Source organism: Armatimonadia bacterium, from assembly GCA_039679385.1.
GTDB lineage: Bacteria > Armatimonadota > Zipacnadia > Zipacnadales > JABUFB01 > JAJFTQ01.
In genome coordinates this window covers 24,635-46,377 of record JBDKVB010000066.1, presented here as the reverse complement: position 1 = coordinate 46,377, position 21,743 = coordinate 24,635, and the positions used below count along the sequence as shown (strand labels likewise).

Below are 21,743 nucleotides of genomic sequence, written 5' to 3'. Positions count from 1 at the left end.
TCAGGGCTCACTGAAGGGCATTTCGTCTGGAGGGTGAAGCGATGAAGGCCGCCTATGCTCTTGCATTGCTGGTCGTGGTAGTCTGCGTCTCTGCTGTTGCCGCCGAGAGCGGCGCCTCGCGTGAGCGCATACTCATGGACGCCGGATGGCGGTTCCACCTGGGCGATTTGCAGGTGACTGCTGCCGGGACGCCCATCATGAAGTGGCGCTGGAAGGTCGATGAGCGCGGCGATCTCGACCCGGCCAAGATGGCCGCGGAAGGTCTGGATACCGCCGGGGCGGACTGGAAGGACATGACTACCGGCGACGACCTGTTCGGCGGCGCAAGGGTCTTCGCCTGGGTGCGGACGAGGCTGCCCCTGATCACAGGCAGCAGCCCAAGCCTGCACTTCGAGAGCATCGACGACGAGGCGACGATCTACCTGAACGGTCAGAAGCTCATGACCCACGAGGGCTGGGATGACGCCTTCGACGTTCCGCTGGGCTCCGCGTGGCGACCCGCAGGACCCAACGTATTGGTGATGCAGATTGGGAACTCCGGTGGCGGTCCGGGAGGCGTGCGTGGTCCGGCGCTCCTGCAGACGACCTCCACCGCTCCCGTTCCCGCCGACTCCGCTCCGAGCCCCTCCTTCAACGACCGCGCCTGGCGCAAGGTCGATCTCCCCCATGACTTCGTCGTCGAGGGCACCTTCGATGAGAAGGGTGACCGCAGTCACGGGTACCTGCCCAAGACGATTGGGTGGTATCGCAAGGAGTTCAGCCTGCCTGCTGAGGATGCGGGCAAGACCCTGTGGCTGGAGTTGGACGGCATCTACCGCAACAGCACGCTGTGGCTCAATGGACGCCCTCTCGCCCGGCATGTGAGCGGCTACACCAGCTTCCACTGCGACATCACGGGCCTGGCGAAGTGCGGCGGACGGAACGTGCTCGCGGTGAGAGTCGACGCCTCCGGTTCGGAGGGTTGGTGGTATGAGGGCGGCGGCATATACCGCCATGTGTACCTGACCAAGCTCTCCCCCACTCACGTCGACCACTGGGGGACCTTCGTCAGCGCCGTGGTACGCGACGGTGACAAGGGCGCGAGTGACGAGGCGGCGCTGACCATCAAGACCGCCGTCGCCAACGACAGCAAGGGCGATACCGTCTGCCACGTGGTATCAAGGGTGGTCGACCCCACGGGCAGGGAGATCTGCAAGCTCGACTCGCCGCTGCGTGTGAAGGCCGGCGAGTGCCGCGAACTGACGCAGAAGGCACAGGTGGCCAAGCCGCTCCTGTGGTCGCTGGAGACACCGCAACTGTACCGCCTGGAAACGACGGTCCTGCGCCGCGCGGAAGTCATGGACAGTACCGTCACGCCCTTCGGCATCCGGACGATCCACTTCGACGCCGACAAGGGCTTCTTCCTCAACGGCAAGCCCGTGAAGATCAAGGGGACGTGCAATCACCAGGACCTCATGGGCGTCGGCATCGCCCTGCCGGACCGAATGCACGCCTGGCGGATAGAGAAACTCAAGGAGATGGGGTCGAACGCCTACCGGTGCTCACACAACCCGCCGGCGGCGGAGCTGCTCGACGCCTGCGACAAGCTGGGGATGCTCGTCATGGACGAGAACCGGCACCTCGGCAGCAGCCCCGAGATACTCTCGCAGGTCGAGAGTATGGTGAAGCGGGACCGCAACCACCCAAGCATCATCATATGGTCCATGTGCAATGAGGAGCGGCGTCAGGGCACCCCCGAGGGTGCGGCTATGTTCGCGGCGATGAAGGACACGGTGCATCGCTTCGACACCACACGGCCGGTCTCGTGCGCCATGAATGGTGGTTGGGGCTCGGGCATCACAGGTGTCCAGGACCTGCAGGGCTTCAACTACAACCCGCGCATGTACGACCCCTTCCACAAGGACCACCCAGGGGTGCCGGTCTTCGCCAGCGAGACGGCGAGTCACGTCTCCAGCCGTGGTGAGTACGGCGACGACCGCCCGAGAGGCTACGTAAGTCAGTACTCGGGCAACCCGGAGGGGTCGTGGAAGCCCGTCGCCGAGCGCGAGTGGGTGGCCGGCTCCTTCGTGTGGACCGGGTTCGACTACCGCGGGGAGCCGTCACCCTATGACTGGCCCTGCATCAACTCGCACTTCGGCGTCATGGACACCTGCGGCTTCCCGAAGGATAGCTGGTGGTACTACAAGGCCTGGTGGGGCGAGGGGCCCGTTGTCCACGCCTTCCCGCACTGGAACTGGCAGGGCAAAGAGGGCCAGGAGATCAACGTGTGGGCGTACAGCAACTGCGAGAAGGTGGAGCTGCTGGTCAACGGGCAGAGCGTCGGCGTTCAGGACATCCCCCGGTACGGGCACGTGTCCTGGAAGGTGAAGTATGCTCCGGGAAGCCTGGAGGTCAGGGGTATCAGTGGCGACAAGGTCGTTGCCACCGAGAAGACGGAGACCACCGGCGATCCGGCCTCGGTACGCCTCGCGCCGGACAGAACTGAGATCACCGCTGACAACGAGGACGTGGCGATTATCCCGGTGGCGATTCTCGACTCCGCAGGGCGAGTGGTGCCCACAGCTAGCAATAGCGTCGTCTTCTCGGTGCAAGGGCCGGGGCGGATTCTCGGTGTGGGCAATGGCGACCCGAGCAGCCACGAGCCGGACAAGGCCACGAGTCGCCACGCCTTCCACGGCTACTGCATGGTGATCGTGCAGTCTACCGCGCAGGCGGGGACGATCCGGCTCACTGCGCAGTCGGCGGGTCTGAAGCCGGCTAGCGTCACGATTCGTACTCGATAGCCTGGCGTTGCGCCGTCCAGGAACGTACGACAAGCCGGGTCTACAGACTTCGCTCGCAGAAGGGATGGCCTCACATGCGTGCTGCCTGTGCCTGCTGCTTGCTGCTTGTGTCTTCACTGTCCTGGGCCTTCGTGCCGTCGGGGAACATCACCCGCGGCATCTACTGCTCCGCCGGTCCGTTGCTGTCTACCGGCTACTGGAGCCGCCATGGCGACGGGTTCAGCCTCACCGAGGAGACCGCACACAGCGGTCGTTACAGCCTCCGGTGTGTGACCACCGATGCTGCAGCGAGGGGATCCGGCGCTTCCCAGACCGTTAAGCTCAACCAAACCGCCCCGGAGCCGCTGAAGATCTCGGGCTGGAGCAAGGCGGTCGACGTCAGCGGGAACGCTACGGGGCACGAGTACTCACTATATGTGGACTTCAGCTACGTGGACGGCGGCAGCCTGAGCATGCAACTGGCGACCTTCAAGCCGGGGACGCATGACTGGGAGTACTCGGAGACCATCGTCAAACCGCAGAAGGCGCTGGCGTCGGCGCGCTTCTATGCACTCTTGCGCTGGCGCACCGGCACCGTCTACTTCGACGACGTGTTCCTGGGCTCGCCGGAGGGTCCGAACCTCCTGCACAACGCAGGCTTCGAGCCCGAGGATCGCACGAACGTCGCCGCCCAGCAGGCGGTCTATGAGACCTACGGCGACCTGAACGCCAATGCCATGCACCTCTACCTGTCCGGCGAGCCCGGGTTCTGGACAGGTGAGGAGGGCAAGGGCAATGCTGAGGTGCGTGGCTTTCTGGAGACTGCAAAGCAGAAGGGCCTGGGTGTGTGGCTAACGACGGGTGAACCCTCCAGGCCGGGAATCAAGGACGCCGACGACCCCAACTTCCCTCAGTACAACTGCGTCAACGGTCCGTGGGGAGAGGCCTGGAACAAGACCCTCGCATTGGCGGCGGGCTATGACTTCGCGGGCATCTCGCTGGTGCCGGACGAGTACAACTGGTCCAACGGTTCGCTCAAGGAGCGGTACGCCAAGCACGCCGACCCGAGGGTCGCGGAGTTCTATAGCAAGCTTCCGGAGATGTGCGACTGCCCCCTGTGCCAGGCGCTCTACGAGAAGACCTACGGGCAGAAGCTGCCTGACCTCTCCGCGGGTGCTTTCCCGCCGAGCCAGGACGCCGCGTACCTGCGATACCTGCAGCAGCGCTACGACAGCACGACGAACTGGATCGCGCGCGGCGTAGCTGCGATCAGGCAGGTCAACCCGGCCGTCCGCACCGACAGTCTCATCTGCGTCTCACCGATCTGCAGCGACCAGTGGTGGGGAACCGGCGTCGCCTGGGACCGTCTCAACGAGACAGGTCTCGACATGCCGACGACCGATCCCTACATCTTGCTGCACAACTACGTAGGTGACAGCACGCACTGGTACGTGACCGAGACGGCAGCGCACCTCACCGCGGCGACGCCAAAGCGGCAGTGTGGGATCGTCCTGGAAGGCAGCCGTCTGCGGGCAGCGGACCGCGAACTGGACCCGGTAGAGGTGTATGGCAGCGCGCTGTCAGCGGTCTGTCATGGGGCGCGGGAGCTGGCCTGGTGGCACTATGACCACCTGACGGATGCGTCGAAGACCACGGATCGGTCGGCGGTGTCACGAGCCTGCGTGCGGGGTGTGTACGGGTTGCTCAAGCAGGCCGACCCCTGGCTGGGCCATCTGCAGCCCGTCAAGCGTGTTGCGTATCTGCACTCACGGGCGGCCGATGACCTGTGGCGGTTCTACACCAGGCCGACGCCTTCGGCTCTGCTGACCCATGCGGTCGAGGATCCGCGCTACGCGGCCGTCGCTCAGCACGAGGTGCTGTACTACCTCTTCCGGCGGGGCGTGCCGACAGACCTGTACTACCTGGAGAGTGTGCAGGAAGCGCAACTGGCGGACTATCCTGTCATCGTCGTGCCCTTCGCCTTTGCGATTGCCGACAGGCAGGCAGAGGTTCTGAACCAACTCGCGCAGCAGGGCAAGACGGTGGTGGTCATCTCCGAGTGTGGCTCGCTGGACCAGATGGGGATGCCGCGCACGAAGCCGGCGCTGCTGGATCTCTGCGGCCTGCAGGCTCCACCTTCGGGCGAGACCAAAGGCGCGCTTGTGACGACCCAGCCGTGGCTGCCGAGTACCGGTGCGGAGACCTTCAAGGTCTACGAGAAAGTGGTGCCCGGTGCCGACGCACGGGTGTGTGCGACGGTGGCCGGTAAGCCTGCGATCCTGCAGCACAAGATCGGCAAGGGAGAGGTCCTCTATCTCGCGGGCGCTTTTGGCTATGACCTCGTGGCCAATCGTGACAACGAGAAGCGGACACGGACCGAGCGCATCGTGCCGAATCCGCCGGCACAGGGACAGGTTGCAGTGCTGGACGCCGTCCTTCATCAAGGCTGCGGACAGGCGCCAGGGGTTCTGGCGGCCCTGCAGCCCGGCAAGGATATCGAGGCCACCTGTCTGACCAATGACCGCGGGGAGCTCGTGCTCCTGGTCATCAACTGGGAGAACGAGGCGGTTGAGACCGAGCTTCGGGTGACGGGTTCGGGGGAGCTACAGGGATACCGTCTGCAGCCCGACGGGACTCTTGCAGACGCCGTGCTCAAGGTGACCGACGGCGCTGCAAGGGTGGTTCTGGGACCGCAGGAAGCCGGGCTGTGGCACCTGGTCAGGTAGGGCTGCGGAGACGGATCGGCGCGCTCGGCGCCTACTTGCCGCTGAGGAAATCCAGGACCTTCGGCCAGTCGACCGAGTCGACGGTCGAGTCGTGACCGCCGCCCTCGACCTCCTCATACTGCACCCTTCGGCCGAATGCACGCAGGCGCTCGGCCAACTGTCGCGTCCAGTCCACAGGGATCAGCGTGTCCGCAGAGCCGTGCGCAAGGGACACCGGCATAGTGAGACGGTCTGCGTGTCTGAGGGCAGAGCGCAGCTCCAGTTCCTGACGCAGGTCATGGCCGTCACAGGTGTAGTGGATGCGGATCGCGTCGGTGATGCTGCGCAAGGTGGCGTTCGTGGCCGCGTGCGCCAGCGCCCAGTCATAGTAAGCGGCGATATCCCCGGCCGGGCACCTTGCTGCGACGCCGTCGATCAGGTCCGGCCGGCGCACGGCGAAGACCAACACCGAACTGCCGCCCATCGAGCCCCCCTGCAGGTAGACGGGTACCTTCGGCCACCGCTTCCTCAGTACCCCGATCAGATCCGCCAGGCCCGCTTCACCGAGCGGGCCCATCCAGGTGTTTCCGCCATACCACGCGGTCACGTAGACCCAGTTGCGGCGCAGGCACTCGCGGCGGAGCTTGCCGAAGGCGTCCTTGTAGATACCCTCGGTCATCATCTGCGTCTCGTCTGAGTAGTGGCCATGGAGGTTGACCAGAATGCCCTCGGCAGGTCCCGGGGAGTCCTGCACCAGGTAGGGCCACTTCGACCCGTCGGCGGTGCAGTTGAAGGTCTCGCGCCGAGGAGTGGGCAGTGGCTCGGCAGCGGAAAGCGTCACGGCCAGGAGCAGGACGATGGGCACGAGCAGTGTCACGTGCATCAGGGTTCCTCCATAGGCCGCCATGCATCAGCCGGCACGAAACCGAGCCGAGCATGAAGGCCCGCCAGCAGGTCAGGGCGCAGCGCCGGTCAGGGCACGCTACCTTTCCGCAGCACCCCGGTTGTTCCTTCCAGTTCCAGATACAAGCACGCTCCCGGAGTTGCAGGCAGGCTTCATGCCACTCACGACGAACCAGACCTCCACTACTGATCGCCTGGAGGCTGATGTCGATGGACCATATCCTTTGCCACTTCGAGATTCCGGCTGACAACGTCGAGACTCTGGCTGCTTTCTATGCGGGGTTGTTCGGATGGAAGGTCGCGGCGGCGCCGGGGTTCAGCGACTACTGGTTCGTGCAGACCAGCGCCGAGCCTGGTGCGCTCGCTGGAGGGATGATGGCTCGCCAGCACCCGGGACAGGGCATCATGAACTACGTCCTCGTCGAGGATGTAGCGGCCTATGCGGAGCGGGCGCAGAGCCTCGGAGCGACCGTGCTTGTGTCCAAGACGGAGATACCCGAGATGGGCTGGATCGCAGTGCTCCAGGATCCGCAGGGCAACTGCCTCGGCCTGTTCGAGGTGATGCAGAAGGAGTAGCACCCGGCGTCAGCCAGTGATTCGGAGCGTCCGCGCCAACCAGGGCACACAGACCTCTGGCTTGAACTCGTGGTTGGGTGCGTCCACGTTCGCGTACTTGAAGTACGCCTCGCTCGTGAGTCCCTCAGGCAGCGGAAGGTCGTCGTAGGGCCGAAGGTCGGGTGTAGCGTACCTCGGGTAGTAGACGACCTCCAGCGCTTCCGGCGCGCCGGCGAGCTCGTACGCCCGGCGTACCACCCTCAGGTCGGCGGTGCGGCCGCCTTCGCTGACCAGCAAGGGGCGGGGCGCCAGAGACGCCATCAGGTCGGGATAGTCCAACCAGGCGAGCAAGTCGGGAACGTACTGGTGAACGGCGATGCAGTCCAGATTCTCGACGATCATGCGCACACGCCACAAGGACGTGAAGTCGTTCCAGACGCAAGCGGCGACGTCCGGGTCGAGCACCGTTAGGAGCAGGGCGGGCTTTGCGCCAAGGGACAGGCCGCTTGTGGCGATGCGACGCGGGTCGACGAAGGGTTGGTCCTTGAGCCACTGCAGGATCGGCAGCCGATGGAAGACCGACAGGCTCTCGTAGCCGCGACCGAGCCAGAGGCCATTCAGGGAGATCTCCCGGCGCTCGGCATGGATCGGGTCGGATTGCTCACCGATGCCCGGGTTGTCGGTTGCCACAGCCACGAAGCCGGCCCGAGCGTAGAACAGCGCCTGCCGGTTGTTGGCCCAGTGGTGGTTCTTGCGGGGTGCTCCATCGAGCTCGGGCTCCCCTGCCAGCGACTCCTTGCTCCAGTCTGAGCCGGGGCAGCAGAGCACGCCAGGGGCTGGATGCCTCGCGTCACCTCCGTCTGGGATGAGCGCAAGGTAGGACACGACACTGAGGGGCTCGGGGTAGGCCTCCCACTTCTGGAGGCGATAGCCATCGCGCGGTTCCTCCCACAGCAGCTCAGGACTCGGCTGCGGCGGCACCTCGGGGAACCGGAGAATCTCGCAGAGCTTGTCGCGGACGGCACCGCGCCACGCGGGTAGATCTCCGGAGGGCAAATCCGGATTGAAGGCAAGTCGCGGTGGGTTCGCCTTTGCGTAGGCATGCAGGAACCCGAGGGTGCTGCCGAAGCGTCCGTCGGGGCGTTCGCTGCGGAAAGTGGAGCGGTTGCTCATGGGTCTGGTCTTCCCCTCTACCATCCCGCGTACCTGCCTGTATGAGAAGGGCGGCCTAACTCGCGGTCTTTGTGGCCGAGGCATGAAGGACCATGTAGGTCCCGAGCGGAACTCCCCGGCTGTCGCCACATCATGCGCCCTTGGGGGGACTACAGGATGGGTGTCATCAGTGGTATCGTTACTTACCCGAACGGGCAGCCGAGTACTATGTCCTATGTAAGTGCAGCAGTGGGCGGACTCACGGGCGGAGTGACGCAGAGGGTACGAACCGACTCGCAAGGGCGCTTCCTGCTGACCTGGACAGGCGACTGTGGGGCCGACGTTGTGTACTGTGATGGCACAGAGGTAGCGCGCAACGTTCGTAACGGTACGAACAACCTGCACTTGCACACGAGGTAGAGCTCGCTTCCTCCCGCGAAGTAACCTGCGGGGCGCCGCAGGACGTTGGCGACGCGCCGGCCACTGACGACCCGGCGCTGCGGTCTCACGACGGCAGAACGGGCGGTTGTCTACATAACTGGGTGCCCCCTCGGCCCGGCAAGGACTGATCTTGATGCCTTTGGTCGCCCTTCTTCTCACTCTCGCTGCCGCCTCCGCAGGTGCCGCAGACCGACCCTACCTGTGCGCACCGGCGATCCTGGAGTACGCTCACCACGACCCGGCGGGCACCACGATCCTGCCCAACGGGCGCTTCCTGCGTCCTCTGGGCAAGCACATCCCCGTCGCTCGGTGGCCGCACGGGTTGACGCTCAGCCCAGACGGCGAGGAGCTGTTCGTGGCGAGCGGCGGCCTAGGACAGTTGGTGAAGCCCTGGCTCGGCGAGGCGCCCTCCCTTGCTGAGCTTGTGCCCACGGTGGGGACAACTACCAAGCGCTCCAACGGTGGAGCCGCAGCTTACTCCCCCGACGGACGGTCGCTCTACTGGAGCAGCGGCGACACGGGTGCGGTCTACGTCTTCGACGTGGCGTCCAAGGCGAAGAGAGCGGAGATATCGCTGAACGGCACGCTCGGCAACGAGACCTTCCGCGACAGCTACGCCATGGATCTGCAGGTCAGCCCGGACGGTCGCTACCTGTACTGCGCTGACGTGACCAACTTCCGGGTGGTCGTGGTGGACACCGCCGCAGCTCAGGTCGTGGGCTCAGTGCGTGTCGGCAGGTACCCCTATGCTCTGGCGGTGTCTGGGCAGCGCGTCTACGTGGCCAACATCGGCATGTTCGAGTACAGTCCCGTGCCGGAGCCTGAGGTTGAAGGCTTCGACAAACGTGGTCTCACCTTCCCGCCCTTCGGGTTCCCGAGCAGAGAGTCAGCAGAGGGTGTCGAGGTGGAGGGCCGTCACATTCCCGGCCTTGGCGACCCGAATGTGCCGGAGTCCTTCTCAGTGTGGGCGCTGCACGCGTCGGACCCGGCGCATCCGAAGGTAGTCTCCCGCATCAAGACAGGGCTTCTTGTGGGGGCGCCCGCCGACAACGGCAAGACCGTCGGAGGCAGCGCTCCCAACTTTGTTGTGGCCCGGGGCGACAGCCTGTGGGTCTCCAATGGCAACAACGACACCATCGAGCGCCTTGACCTGGCGACCGGGCGCATTGTGCGGAAGATGCGGCTGCAGCCTTCGCCACTCACCGCGCGTCTTCGCGGTGTGGGCCCGAGCGGCATGGCTCTCTCGCCGGACGGGCGTCGGCTCTACGTGGCGGAGTCCGGCATCAACGCCATCGCGGTGCTGGAGCCGACGACCTTGCAGGTTCTTGGTCACCTGCCGACAGCTTGGTACCCGTATCGCGTGGCCGTGTCACGCGACGGCAAGTCGCTGGCCGTGATCTGCTTCAAGGGCTTCGGCAACGGCCCGAGCGGTGGCGCGAGCAGACCGACCGACGCCTTCATGAACATGCGCGGTGTGCTGACCGTCCTTGCGGTGCCACCCGACAAGGACCTGCGGAAACACACCGCGACAGTCCTCACCTGCAATGGGATGGTGGATCGGCAGTCGCAGCGGCCAGAGCTGTCCTCGCCCCTGATTCCCTCCACTCCAGGCACCGCCTCGGAGAAGATCAAGTACGTGGTCTTCATCACCAAGGAGAACCACACCTACGACACCATCTTCGACCACGTCCCGGGGGCCAAGGACGATCCCTCCTTGCTGAGGTGGGGCTACCATCAGCGGCTCACAGCGCCCGATCAGCCGACGCTGGAAGACGTGCCGGTGATGACCAACCACAATGCCCTGGCGCGCCAGTTCGCCGTGAGCGACAACTTCTACATGGAGCCCGAGGCCTCCGGCGTCGGTCACAGGTGGCTCGTGGGCGTGCAGCCGAACAACTTCTGCCAGATGACCTACACGCTCGGTTGGGGCTTCAGCGCCGGGAGTAGCGCCCCGGGACGGCGGGCATCCTTCGGCTCGAACGGCTCGATCACGCCGGAGGACTACCCGGAGGCCGGTGCCATGTGGGAGCACTTGGCACGCTTTGGCGTCCCCTTCCGCAACTACGGTGAGGGCTTTGAGTTCGCTGGTGTGAAGGAGGGCGAAGACGAGTGGAAGACCGGTGCACGAGAAGCCATCAACATGCCCATGTCCAAGGTGCTCTTCGACAACACCTGCCGCGAGTTCCCCATCTTCAACATGAACATTCCCGACCAGTACCGCGCCGACTGGTTCACCAAGGATATCAAGGCCCTGTTCCTTAGCCAGAAGAAGCCGCTGCCGTCCTTCCTGAACATCGCGATCTGCAACGACCACGGTACCGCACCGAAGCCGGCCAAGGGCTATCCTTACGTTGCTTCGTGGATGGCCGACAACGACCTCGCCCTGGGGCGCATCGTGGACTTCCTGAGCCACACGCCCTACTGGAAGAACATGGTCATCTTCGTGACCGAGGATGATGCAGGCGGCGAGCCCGACCATGTGGACGCCCAGCGTAGCGTGCTTCTGGTCATCAGCCCGTGGGCGAAGCGCGGGTATGTCGCGCACCGGCATACCACGATCCTGAGCATGCACCGAACGCTGTACCAGATCCTGGGGCTGCCCTCCCTCAACATGTTCGACGCGCTGGCGAACGACTTCTCCGACTGCTTCACCACGGAGCCGGACTACCGGCCCTACAGCCATGTCGAAGTGGACCCGCGCGTCTTCGATCCACTCAAGGCCAAGGACCCCAAAGACCCCGACTACCAGCGTGCCAGGCTCGAACCGTCGGTACGACTGGACGACCCGGAGGTAGTGGACCAGCTCAGCATGGCCCCGGGCTCACAGCACCCTTAGGGGCCACTGTCCGATCGAGGGGTGCGGGCTGAGTTCCCCAACCAGGCCGTGAGCGTTGCCCTGTGCAGGAAGCAGGAGTCGACCCATCGACCGCCAAGATAGTGAAGGGCAGGTGACGTCGTCCAGGCGTCTGCGAGAAGGGTACTGCCGTCGGCATGTGTGCGGGGTTCGCACTTGGACTGAGGGGGTGGCACGGCATGGATCTTGGCAATCTCTCGCAGGGGCGTGAGTTCGTTCGTAAGGCGCGTCAGAGGGGCCTTCGCGACTTCGAGATCGCCCGCGCGCTCCTGGCGCACGGCTGGACCAAGACGACCGTCCAGACCCTATCCCACAGTCTGGCCCTCCCACTGGCCGTGTCGTGGGAGGCGCTAGACTACACGGAAGGCCCGCCTCCGCCGACCGAGCCTTCCATCACACCGGCCTCCTTAGCGGGCAACGCCGCCGGTTCGCCCCCATCGCCGCCACAGTCACCACCTTCAGCGGCACCGCCGGCACCCTTGCGCCCTCGTCGCGACCTCGAGACCGTGATCGGCACGATGTGGCTCACCCGCATCGGCATGATCGCAGTCCTGCTTGCGGTCGCCTATCTCCTGAAGCATGCGTACAGCCAGGGATGGATCACCGAGCAGATGCTGGTCGCCGTGGGCATGGTCGCAGGCCTGGCGATCCTGGCCGGTGGTGAGTACGCGCACCACAAGGGCTACGTCATCCAGAGTCAGGCTCTGACCGGCGGTGGAGCGGCGATGCTCTATCTGACGCTGTGGGCGGGGCAACACCTCTATGGCTTGCTCGGTTCGGCGACAACCTTCCCCTTGATGGCGGTCGTGACGCTCCTTGCCGCTGCGCAGGCGATTCGGCACGAGTCCGAGACGGTGGCGACCTTCGCGTGGGTCACGGGCTACCTTGTGCCGCTGCTCCTGGGTGGCGGAGGCGGTGGCAGTGCAGAATCCGGCGGCCCTGGACCGCTCTTCGCCTACCTGTCCTTGCTCAGCGTTGCTGTGTTCGTCGTGGCCCAGAGATACCCGTGGCCGACCTTCACCGGGATGGCCCTTCTGGGTGCCTACAGCAGCGGCGTCTACATCTTCCGCGTAAGTGGCGGTGCCCTGGCATGGACCTTGACGTACCTGATGCTCGTGACCGCCGGCATACTGTGGGTATCGGTCAGCCGCCAGGGCCGCGAGGGAGAGAACTTCGGCGCCGTGGGAGCAATCGCCGGATACCTCGTGACCGGCGTCGTGCTCATGACCGGCGCCAGCGGCTCGCCCTTCGTCCCCTACATGTACCTGCTTGCGCTCTCGGGGTGCGCTCTGTGGCTGGGGCACACGCAGGACTGGCGAGCGATGAGGTGGCTTGGGGCACTCGGCTCCTTCGCCGGCTTCCTGCTGCTCTTGCCGGTGATTGCCAGGTCCGGCCTCGTGGGCACTGGGAACTGGATGCTGCTGTACGCCGCCATGTGCGTGTCTGGGACGCTTGCGGTGTCGGCGGGTCGTGGCACTGACGCGGAACCTCTGGCACTGTCGGCAGTGGGCACGGCCTATGCGGCCATCTATACGCTTGTGTACATCTCGCCGTCGGGTGCGGTCTCCGGCGGTGCCGTCTTCGCCTTTCTCACACTCCTCGCGGGCGCCGTGCTGGTCATCACAGTGCTCTCTCCCTGGAGGTACTTCTCGGCAGTGGGGATCTCCGCTGCCTTCCTGGCCACCGGTCTGGTAGCGGCCGCGAGAGTTCCCGGACTGGTCGTCCCTCTCCCCCTGGTCTACCTGGTCCTGGTTGGCGCCGGTGCGCTCCTGGCAAGTGTCTACTCCGACACCCTTGTCCTCGGCGTCATCTCCGTGCTGGGGGTGTACGTGGGCCTCGTGCTGTCGGGGATGGTTGAGGAGCCTGCCCTGCAGCTTGTCGTGCCCGGTTATCTCGTTGTGGCCGCACTGGGTTGTCTGGCCGCCATAGAACGCCGAGCATGGCATGGCCTTGAGTGGGCGGTGCTGGGATGTACCTGGGTGGTCTATCTCCTCTGGCGTCTTGGGGGAGACCGCTGGGGAGCAGACCTGACGAACCTGCGCTTCACCTCGCTCTTCCTTCTTGCCTTCGTCGGCGCCGCCTGGCTACGACACGGAGTGCATGGCGTGATCGCCCGCGAGACCGATGCAGCCTTCGCCTGTGCCAACGCCGCTGTCTTCTTCCTGATGGGGTGTCATGACCTGGTGCCTGTCCAGGGCGCCGGACCGCTTGCACTGGTGCTCACAGCCCTGTACGCCTTCGTCGGTGTGACGGGCGTCCTGCGGCGACCCGAGCAGAAGTGTTTCGGGCCCGTTCACGTGGGCCTGGCTGTTCTCTTCCTGACTGGGGCGATGCCGCTGCTCGTGGACGGCTATCGCATGACCATCCTCTGGGCTGCCGAGGTTGTAGTGGTGGTCGCGCTGGGTTGCCAGTTCCGCTCCAAGGCCCTGCGGGATGCGGGGCTGATCGTGCTCATGCTGCCCGTGATGAGGACCATACTCGTCGATAGCCAGATCACACGCGAGGGCTACCAGTGGCTCGTGAACAGCCGCGGTCTGTCGATGCTGACCGTCGCCGCAGCCCTGTATCTGTGCGCCTACCTCTATGCGGGCATCCGAGACCGCCTCGACGCGACTGAGACAAAGAACGTCGAGGGCCTTGCAACGCTAGCCACCATACTTCTCTTCTGGGTGTCCAGCGCCGAGATATGGTCCCTCGTTGGGTGGCAACTCGGTCTGGACACGTGGGCCCAGCATTTCGCGCTCTCGGGAGTCTGGATCACCTTCGGCGCGGTCTTCATGGGGATCGGCATGGTGCGGGATGCGCCGGCCTTCCGCTACCTGGCCCTGGTGGTGCTCGGGGTCACCGTGCTCAAGGTCCTGTGCGTAGACCCGCTTGTGACGGCGAACAGCTATGTGCCCCTGGTTCACCACCGGGTGGCGCCGCTGCTCTTGATCACGGCGCTGTTGTATGGGCTGGGCGCGTGGTACCTGGTGGTCAAGCGGAAGGACGTGGCCGAGTGCAATCTTGGCATGGGCGTGGTCGCTTCAGCGACCGGCCTGCTGCTGTGGATTGTCAGTTCTGAGACGTGGCTGTTCGTCGGCTGGTGGCTCGGTTACGGACTGCCGGTGCAGCACTTCGCTTTGTCCGGTGTGTGGGTCGCGTTCTCCGTGGCGCTGATGGCGGTAGGGATCGCAGGTCACAACAGGGTGTGCCGGTGGGCGGCCCTTGGGCTGCTGGGCGTCACGGTTCTGAAGATCCTCGCGGGAGAGCCGCCGCTATCGACGGACACATACCTTCCGATAGTGAATGCGCACGCCGCCCCGCTGCTGGTGATTGCGCTGATCGCCTTTGCGGCCTCGGTCTGGTACCGGAGATCAGAGGAGACAGAGGAGATCGAGAAGCAGGCTGCAACGGGGTTGCTCATCGTGGGTGTGGGCCTGCTGCTGTGGGTCTTCAGCGTGGAGGCCTGGCTCTTCACAGGCTGGTCGCTCGGCTACGACCTTGTCACGCAGCACGCTGCGCTCTCCGGAGTGTGGCTTGCCTTCGGCCTCGCGCTCCTGCTGATAGGGATGTGGCAGAAGGAGCCGGTGCTTCGGTGCACGGCCTTCGGGCTGTTCGCGGCAACGGCGCTCAAGGTCTTTGGGCTCGATCCGCCCCTGGTTGCGGCGACCTACCTTCCTCTCGTGAACCCTCATGCTGCCCCGCTTCTGATTGTGGCACTGGTACTGCTCGCGGCCTACGTGTGGGAAGGTCGCAATCAGGAGAAGAGCCCTGCTGTGGACGTCCAGCGAGCATGCATGGCGATCGCCGCCGCGGGTCTGCTTTTGTGGGTGGCAAGCTCAGAGGGCTGGATGTACCTGGGATGGCGAACCGAGGAGGGCTTGGCCGGGCAACAGATGTGCCTGTCGATGGTGTGGCTGATCTTCGCCTGCATGATGCTGCTGATGGGGATGAAACAGGACAACTATCCCCTGCGGGGCGTCGGCCTGACGGTCCTCGTTCTCGTGGCCGTGAAGGTTCTGGTGGTCGATCCAGGCTTGAATGCGAGGAACTACGTGCCCCTGGCCAACTTCCACGCACTGCCCCTGCTGCTTGTCGCGGGGATGCTGTTTGTGCTGTCGCACTGGTACCGGCGCACGAGCACCTACGTCGGTGACGAGGAATCGCTGGCCGGTGTACTGCCCTACGCGGGGGCGCTGCTGCTGCTGTGGGTTCTGACCACCGAAGCCTGGTACTTCGCCGATTGGGGCCTGCACGGAGGTCGGGACGCCCAGCAGTATGCCCTCTCAATGGTGTGGGCGGCCTATGGCGCAATACTCGCCACGGTCGGCCTGATCCGTGACAACCCACCCTTGCGATGGATAGCAATGGCCCTCCTGGGGGTCACGGTGCTGAAGGTCTCCTTCCTCGACCTGCGCGAGGTGGACATCTTCTACCGCATCCTCACGCTGCTCTGCGTGGGCATCGTACTGATCGCCGTTGGCTTCGCGTATCAGCGACTTGTGCGCGAGCAGGATAGGTGAGCTGTTCCCACGCAGGTCAGGGCTTTGTCAGACCGGCCTCCAGCCTCTCCAGGCGCTCGAGGACCGTGTTGATCGCGTCGTCCTGGAGCTTGAGGTGGGTCTGGATCTGCTGGGCCTCGTGGAAGGTGGCTTCGGCGTCCTTGTACGTCATCTCGGCTCGCTTGTCCGCGGTTCGCCCCAGGATCCTCTGGCCGACCATGATCACCGACAGCATTACGAGCTGGATGAAGGTCTGGCTCACCCACTGCACAAAGGTGAGGAGGCCACCCTTGAGTGCCTGGGGGACAACCGCCAGGGCAAGCAAGGCGAAGACATAGGCACACCACATGGTGCCGACGGCTGTGGTGAGGACCAGGGCGATCCGGCCGTTGAGGCCGACGTAGGTGTCGCGCGTTTTCGCCGGCCCGACCTGTTTGCGTTCCTCGATGTGCGGATGACTGCGGTGCTCGAAGCTCAGTCTCATGGCCTGTACCTCCCTGGGTTGCGGGCCACTGTCCCGATAGCGTCTTTCCCCCCATCTCTTCCGCGTACCAGACCAATCTCCCTCCGCGTGAGGAATCTGGGACGCGACCTCCCCCAGGAAGGACTCCGGGTTGCGCCTGTCCAAGACCTCCCACCGTTGTCGGAAGGAGGTCGTCGCGTGATCGGTGGCGCGAGACAGCCTGACGCCGGTTCAGACAGCACAGCATGGAGGGAAGCAAGGGATGCAGACGAGCCTGTTGGTTGGTTCCGGCGTCGCAGACCTCACCCCGCGTCAGGGGGAGGCGAAGATTCCTCCCGCGCAGGGGCCGGGTAGTCCTCTGCTTGCCAAGGCCCTCGCCTTCGAGTGTCAGGGCAAGGCTGCGGCGCTGGTTGGTTATGACCTCGTCCTGCTGACCAGGGAGACCGTGGAGCAGGTGCGCAGCCTGGTCGAGGAGCGCACAGGTATTCCCGCAGCACAGGTCATGCTCTGCGCCTCCCACACACACAGCGGCCCGTCGACAAGCGAATGGCTGACCAAGGACCTCGACGTCGCTTACCTGGACTGGGTGGCCGAGCAGATTGCTGAGGCTGTGGCGATGGCCTGGGAGGCGCGCCAGCCGTCCCACGTGGCCGTCGGGAAGGGCATCTGCGGCCTCGCCGTCAACCGCTGGGTCGAGACACCAACCGGAGCCTACTGGGGCGTAGCCTGGGACGCACCCACAGACAACTCGGTCACTGTGCTGAAGGTGACTTCTCCCGAGGGCACACCGCGTGCGGCGATGGTCAACTTCGCGGCTCATGCCTCGGTCATGAGTTTCGGGAAGGCCATACGCTACAGCGCCGACTTCCCCGGTTTCCTACGCGACTACCTGGAGGAGCGCTACCCGGGACTGAGCGCGGTGTTCACCAACGGCGCCTCCGGCGACCTCAAGATCGCCTTCGTCGATGAGGAGGGGCGACAGTTCGCCTACGGAGACCTGGAGGACGCCAGGCGCTACGGCTATGAGCTTGGCCGAGAGGCCGAGGCTGCGATGGAGCGTGCGCGACCGCGTCCGGTCGAGGAGCTGCAGGTAGCATCGGTGTGGTGCGAGCTACCGGTCGGTGAGCCCCCGAGCCGCGAAGAGTTGCTGCGAGAGATCGAGAAGCCGCACTACCCACAGTTCGGCACGCGCTGGGGTCATGCGATGCTCGAGAAGCTGGACGCCGGCACACTGCCGCGTTCCTTCAGCGCAGAGGTACAGGCGCTGCGCCTGGGCGATGTCGCCACCCTGGTGGCGGTTCCGGTGGAGGCCTTCGCGGAGATCGGACTGCGGCTCAGGAACGAACTCGCGCGCTTCTACCCCGGGCTAGGTCTCCTCGGCTATGCGAATGGGTATGCCGGGTACCTACCGGCGCGGCGAAGTGTGGTGGTGGACGGGTCGAGGCCCCGGTACGACTGGTGCAAGTTCCTCGAGATCCCGGCCGTCTATACCGCGGACGCCGAAGACGTCCTGGTCGAGGCCGTGCACACGGTTCTGGGTAGCCTTCGCGACGAAGCTAAGTCGACCGCTGAAGGCTAAGCGACTGCCCGACTCAGCGACAGGCCAACGCGGCGTCGGTGTGGGCTCAGAGCGATCACAGGAGGCGTCTGGATGCGAACCTCTCTCCCGGCAGGTGTGTGCCTTGTGGGGCTACTGCTTTGTGCCTCCTGCCTGTGCGCGTATGGAGCGGATGGTCCGAAGCGCAAAGTGAACCTGCCACCGTCACTGCAGGTTGCCGCCCTCTTCGACGCTCAGGGTAACCCGCGACTGTGGCAGGAGGTCGAGGAGTCCTTCAGGCGCGGCGACGCGAAGACGCGTGCCTGGGTCGAGAACACGCTGCGACAAGCGCGGGCCTGGGCTCAGCGTCCGGATGCCTACTACGAAGGGCTGTTCCGCCCGGAATCGCCCTTCGGCAGCTCCACTATCTGCTGTCCCTATCACCCGCAGATGTCCGGCTGGGTCCCCTTCAACTGGGATCCCGATCAGCCCTGGCGGCTGACGTGTCCGCTGTGTGAGCAGGAAGGACGCAAGCCTGCCTACTACCCGAACGACCTCTACCCGGACGACGGCCATGGGTGCCGTCCCACCGACGAGGTCTGGCGCCAGACACATGACGAGGCCTGGTCGAAGAAGTACAGCATCCCCTGGGAACGCTGGGACAAGCACACCCACGGTCACATCGACAGCTTCGCCTACTTCTTTCTGGGTTACTGCCAGTGGCGGATTCTCTTTGAGATGAACTGGCGGCACGGTATCCTGGATTCGCTTTGCCAGGGCTACCTGTTCGCCTCGCGCCTGTATCCGGAGGGCAGTCCCGAGGGCCAAGACGCCCCGCTGTTCGCCCACAAGGCCAAGCTCCTCATGGTCATGATGTCGCGGTCCATCCTGGGCGATCCTTACCTGCGTGAGGTGCTGGGGCTGAGTGACGCGTCGATGGCTGAGGCCGCACAGGCTCTCGCTCGCGATTCGGGCGGCACGCCGCTGCCCCTGCGCTCTTTCCCGGGCTATGAGAAGAAGGACAACATCAGCGACCATTCCGCAGGTGATCGCGAACACCCCCTGGGCCACCTGGCGGTGAGCTGGTGGAACAACGCACTCACCATCTACCCCGGCTCGGCGTCGCAATGGGCGCTGGCGTGGCTCGAGTCCTACGCCAAGATTCAGGACAGCTTCACGCCCCGCGAGCGTGAACTGAAACTCGATCAGATGGTGGAGCGTCTGCTGGTCTCGGCCCCGGAGGATGGGCAGCGTCTCGGCGCGCTGGCACAAGAGGTCAAGCCGGGGGTCGTGGAGGAGGGGCTGGATCCCTACAACGTCAACCTGCAGGGCAACCTGGCCGGTGGCGCCGCCTTTGGGGCTCTCAATGTCGGCTTGATGTTGAGGGATCCGGAGATACTGCGCACCGCGGTCACCTCTGTGCATCGCTACCTGCGCAGCTATTTCACCACGGACGGCCTCGGCTACGAGACCTCGCCACACTACACGCAGGTGGCTCTGAATAACCTGGCGGCGCCGCTGGCGCTTATTGACGGGCTGCAGGAGGGTTTCGGGCCGGAGGATGCCTTCTGGAGCCCCACCGATAGGTGCCTGCGACCCTATCTCGACCCGGCGCTGATGGCAGCGGCCTTCAGCCCGCTCCTGAGCATCTTGCCCGACGGCAGGTGCGCGCCCTGGTGCGACTCCTGGGTCACGGAGAAGCCGTCTCTTGACTTCATGTCACGAGTCGCGACACGCGCCGGCAAGGTCCCTGAGCAGTTCCTGCCCTGGCTGGATGTCAGCAAGGACGAGGCAGGCGCCTTCCGGCTGAAGCTGAAGGAGAAGGCGGAGCTGCCCAGCTATGTCTTGGAGGCCAACGGTCTGGCGGTCGTGCGCTCCGGCAGCGGGCCGGACGCGACCTTCCTCTCGGTGGACTGGTCGAAGGCGACGGGGCACTCGCACTCAGGGCCCTTCAACCTGCTGGTCTACTCGGTCGGCCACGAGATGCTCTATGACCAGGGGTACCTCAACAACGTCACCCCGACGCAGGACTGGATGGACTGCGCCGAGTCCCACAACACAGCGCTGGTCCGCACCGCCAACGGCAACCTCACCCCGTGCATCAACTGGCGCGGGGCGAAGAGGTTCTTCGCCGACACGCCGACCGCCAAGGCGGTGGAAGTGGCCGAGGAGGACAAGGCGAAGCTGCAGGAGGGTCTGCCGGCGGATCAGAAGGCGCTCTACCGACGCACGGTGGTACTGCTCTCACCCCTCGGGGCACAACCGGCGTGGCCCTACGTCGTGGACATCTTTCGGCTCCAGGGCGGCACTACTCACGAGTACTACCTGCACAGCCTTGGTGACACCCTCGCTTTCTCCGGCCTGGACCTGTCTGCCGCTGAGCCGGCGACCACGCTCTATGACCTCAGCCACTTCAGCTACCGAACGGGGACCGGCGCCAAGGCGATTCGCGATCTGCGAAGCGGTGCCACGGACCGAGACTTCACCGCCACCTGGAGTCACCTGACCGACTGGCGCACTATCCCTCCGGAGGTTGACCTTGAGGGAGCGACCTTCGCCCACCTGCTCGGCGCGCCCGGCACACAGGTCTTCGCAGGCACGGCGCCCGGTCAGCGGTACATCGGCGCACGCGATGTGGAGGCTCGCGTGAACCTGCTGTGCGCTCGACGGGATGCTGAAGCCTACCGGGAGCGGCCTGATGCCTTCGTCGCCGCGATCGGCTTCTCCCGCGACGGTACGGATCCCATCACGGCTCTGCATGCGCTATCGTCCTCGTCGACCGGCGCGGTCGGGCTCTGCATCGAGCATGGCGGCGGCGTCGACTACGTGCTCAGTGCGCTGGACCCGAACAGCACAACGGCGTTCGAGGACACACAGACCCACCGGCGGTTCGCCCTGACGGGTGCTCTGGCCGTCCTGCGCTACCCGAAGGGCGGGCAACGTCAGGAGGTCCTGCTGAAGGCCGACAAGGTGACTGTGGCTGAAGACTAGCAACGGTGTCGCAGACACACGGCACGTCTGGGGTATTCGGCAGCAGGGCGGTCGCTTCGGAGGCAGTTTTCAGGGGTTCCGGGCGATCGCGATCTGGATGAAGGGATGACAGAGCGTCCTGCGAGCCCAAGCGACCTCGTCTGCCGGGAACATCCCCGCATGCGGTCCCATCCATGCGTTCCGCAGGACCCGCGACAGACGCCCAACCTTCCGCAGACCGGGCCGCAGTCCGTAGAACTGGGTGATGAGGGTCACCTCGGCGAAGCGCTCGTGGACCAGTGAAGCGAAAGCCTCGGGGGTGAAGTCGTGCAGGTGGTAGGGATTGTCGCCGTCCATTGCGCTGGCGATGGGGCACGAGAGGAATAGCGTCCCGCGCCTCGGCATCAGGACCTCACGGACCCCATCCAGGAAGCTCCCAGCCTCGGGGAGGTGCTCAAGCGTCTCAAAGGACACCACACAGTCGGGCGGCTCGACGAGGAGGCTGCCAAGCGCCAGGGCATCGCCCTGCACAAAGCGCAGCGTCCCCGACCTCCCGTAGTGCTTCTGCGCGTAGCCCACTGTAGCTGGGTCGAGGTCGATCCCAAGCACGCTCTCAGCGCCGCGTTGAGCAAGGATCGACGCCCCATAGCCTGCCCCACTCGCGCAGTCAACGACCTTCTTCCCCACCACGTGCTCCGCCACGTACTCATAGCGACCGACCGCCAGAACCTCCTGGAGTTGGTCGACACCGAAGCGGAGGAGACGGACCAGGGCATCGTACCGCTCGCCCGTGGCGAAGAGGGTATCACGGGCCTCGAGATCGTCGAGGTTAGTGTAGGTCCTGCAGCGCGTGAGCATTGTGCCGAGCTGATCGGTCATCGGGCGGATCCCCCTGACGCACCTTGGGTTGCCGAGCC

Annotated in this window: 11 protein-coding genes; 7 read left to right on the top strand and 4 right to left on the bottom strand. The window is 65.1% G+C overall.

Translation table 11 applies throughout. From position 1 onward, the window contains the following. Nucleotides 1-41: 41 nt before the first annotated feature. A complete protein-coding gene (gene galA / locus ABFE16_06530; GenBank protein ID MEN6344945.1) occupies nt 42-2,783 on the top strand; it encodes a beta-galactosidase GalA in 2,742 nt (913 codons plus the stop codon). Between the two features lie 74 nt (nt 2,784-2,857). Continuing rightward, nucleotides 2,858-5,488: a beta-galactosidase trimerization domain-containing protein gene (locus tag ABFE16_06525; GenBank protein ID MEN6344944.1), complete on the top strand. Its 2,631-nt coding sequence runs from the start codon at nt 2,858-2,860 to the stop codon at nt 5,486-5,488. A gap of 31 nt (nt 5,489-5,519) precedes the next feature. Here ABFE16_06525 and ABFE16_06520 read toward each other — a convergent pair whose 3' ends face one another. Beyond that, entirely contained in the window at nt 5,520-6,350 is an 831-nt protein-coding gene (locus ABFE16_06520) for an alpha/beta hydrolase (GenBank protein MEN6344943.1), read from the bottom strand. 230 nt (nt 6,351-6,580) lie between these two features. Between ABFE16_06520 and ABFE16_06515 the strand changes: the two genes are divergently transcribed. Further along, complete coding sequence (locus ABFE16_06515; GenBank protein ID MEN6344942.1) at nt 6,581-6,946, top strand: VOC family protein; 366 nt, start codon at nt 6,581-6,583, stop codon at nt 6,944-6,946. Nucleotides 6,947-6,955: 9 nt separating this feature from the next. Here ABFE16_06515 and ABFE16_06510 read toward each other — a convergent pair whose 3' ends face one another. Next, nucleotides 6,956-8,098: an alpha/beta hydrolase family protein gene (locus ABFE16_06510; GenBank protein ID MEN6344941.1), complete on the bottom strand. Its 1,143-nt coding sequence runs from the start codon at nt 8,096-8,098 to the stop codon at nt 6,956-6,958. Nucleotides 8,099-8,651: 553 nt separating this feature from the next. Here ABFE16_06510 and ABFE16_06505 point away from each other — a divergent pair. Both ABFE16_06505 and ABFE16_06500 read left to right on the top strand, forming a co-directional pair. Then, entirely contained in the window at nt 8,652-11,354 is a 2,703-nt protein-coding gene (locus ABFE16_06505) for a bifunctional YncE family protein/alkaline phosphatase family protein (GenBank protein ID MEN6344940.1), read from the top strand. Nucleotides 11,355-11,551: 197 nt separating this feature from the next. After that, nucleotides 11,552-15,877, top strand: coding sequence for a DUF2339 domain-containing protein (locus ABFE16_06500; GenBank protein ID MEN6344939.1), 4,326 nt, complete (start codon nt 11,552-11,554; stop codon nt 15,875-15,877). Between the two features lie 16 nt (nt 15,878-15,893). Here ABFE16_06500 and ABFE16_06495 read toward each other — a convergent pair whose 3' ends face one another. After that, the gene (locus tag ABFE16_06495; protein MEN6344938.1) at nt 15,894-16,340 is read right to left on the bottom strand and encodes a hypothetical protein; all 447 of its coding nucleotides are present in this window, start codon (nt 16,338-16,340) and stop codon (nt 15,894-15,896) included. A gap of 241 nt (nt 16,341-16,581) precedes the next feature. Here ABFE16_06495 and ABFE16_06490 point away from each other — a divergent pair, with 241 nt between their 5' ends. Both ABFE16_06490 and ABFE16_06485 read left to right on the top strand, forming a co-directional pair. Further along, nucleotides 16,582-17,898 (top strand): hypothetical protein, encoded by a 1,317-nt coding sequence (locus tag ABFE16_06490; GenBank protein ID MEN6344937.1) that lies wholly within the window; start codon nt 16,582-16,584, stop codon nt 17,896-17,898. A 72-nt stretch (nt 17,899-17,970) separates the two neighbouring features. Next, nucleotides 17,971-20,847, top strand: coding sequence for a hypothetical protein (locus ABFE16_06485; GenBank protein MEN6344936.1), 2,877 nt, complete (start codon nt 17,971-17,973; stop codon nt 20,845-20,847). A gap of 69 nt (nt 20,848-20,916) precedes the next feature. Here the strand turns inward: ABFE16_06485 and ABFE16_06480 are convergent, their stop codons facing one another. Further along, nucleotides 20,917-21,705: a class I SAM-dependent methyltransferase gene (locus tag ABFE16_06480; GenBank protein MEN6344935.1), complete on the bottom strand. Its 789-nt coding sequence runs from the start codon at nt 21,703-21,705 to the stop codon at nt 20,917-20,919. Between the last annotated feature and the right edge of the window lie 38 nt (nt 21,706-21,743).

What these genes read in the sequence shown, in the direction of transcription:
- galA (MEN6344945.1), top strand. Translation starts at nt 42, where the DNA reads ATGAAGGCCGCCTATGCTCTTGCATTGCTGGTCGTGGTAGTCTGCGTC.
- ABFE16_06525 (MEN6344944.1), top strand. Translation starts at nt 2,858, where the DNA reads ATGCGTGCTGCCTGTGCCTGCTGCTTGCTGCTTGTGTCTTCACTGTCC.
- ABFE16_06520 (MEN6344943.1), bottom strand. Translation starts at nt 6,350, where the DNA reads ATGCACGTGACACTGCTCGTGCCCATCGTCCTGCTCCTGGCCGTGACG.
- ABFE16_06515 (MEN6344942.1), top strand. Translation starts at nt 6,581, where the DNA reads ATGGACCATATCCTTTGCCACTTCGAGATTCCGGCTGACAACGTCGAG.
- ABFE16_06510 (MEN6344941.1), bottom strand. Translation starts at nt 8,098, where the DNA reads ATGAGCAACCGCTCCACTTTCCGCAGCGAACGCCCCGACGGACGCTTC.
- ABFE16_06505 (MEN6344940.1), top strand. Translation starts at nt 8,652, where the DNA reads ATGCCTTTGGTCGCCCTTCTTCTCACTCTCGCTGCCGCCTCCGCAGGT.
- ABFE16_06500 (MEN6344939.1), top strand. Translation starts at nt 11,552, where the DNA reads ATGGATCTTGGCAATCTCTCGCAGGGGCGTGAGTTCGTTCGTAAGGCG.
- ABFE16_06495 (MEN6344938.1), bottom strand. Translation starts at nt 16,340, where the DNA reads ATGAGACTGAGCTTCGAGCACCGCAGTCATCCGCACATCGAGGAACGC.
- ABFE16_06490 (MEN6344937.1), top strand. Translation starts at nt 16,582, where the DNA reads ATGCAGACGAGCCTGTTGGTTGGTTCCGGCGTCGCAGACCTCACCCCG.
- ABFE16_06485 (MEN6344936.1), top strand. Translation starts at nt 17,971, where the DNA reads ATGCGAACCTCTCTCCCGGCAGGTGTGTGCCTTGTGGGGCTACTGCTT.
- ABFE16_06480 (MEN6344935.1), bottom strand. Translation starts at nt 21,705, where the DNA reads ATGACCGATCAGCTCGGCACAATGCTCACGCGCTGCAGGACCTACACT.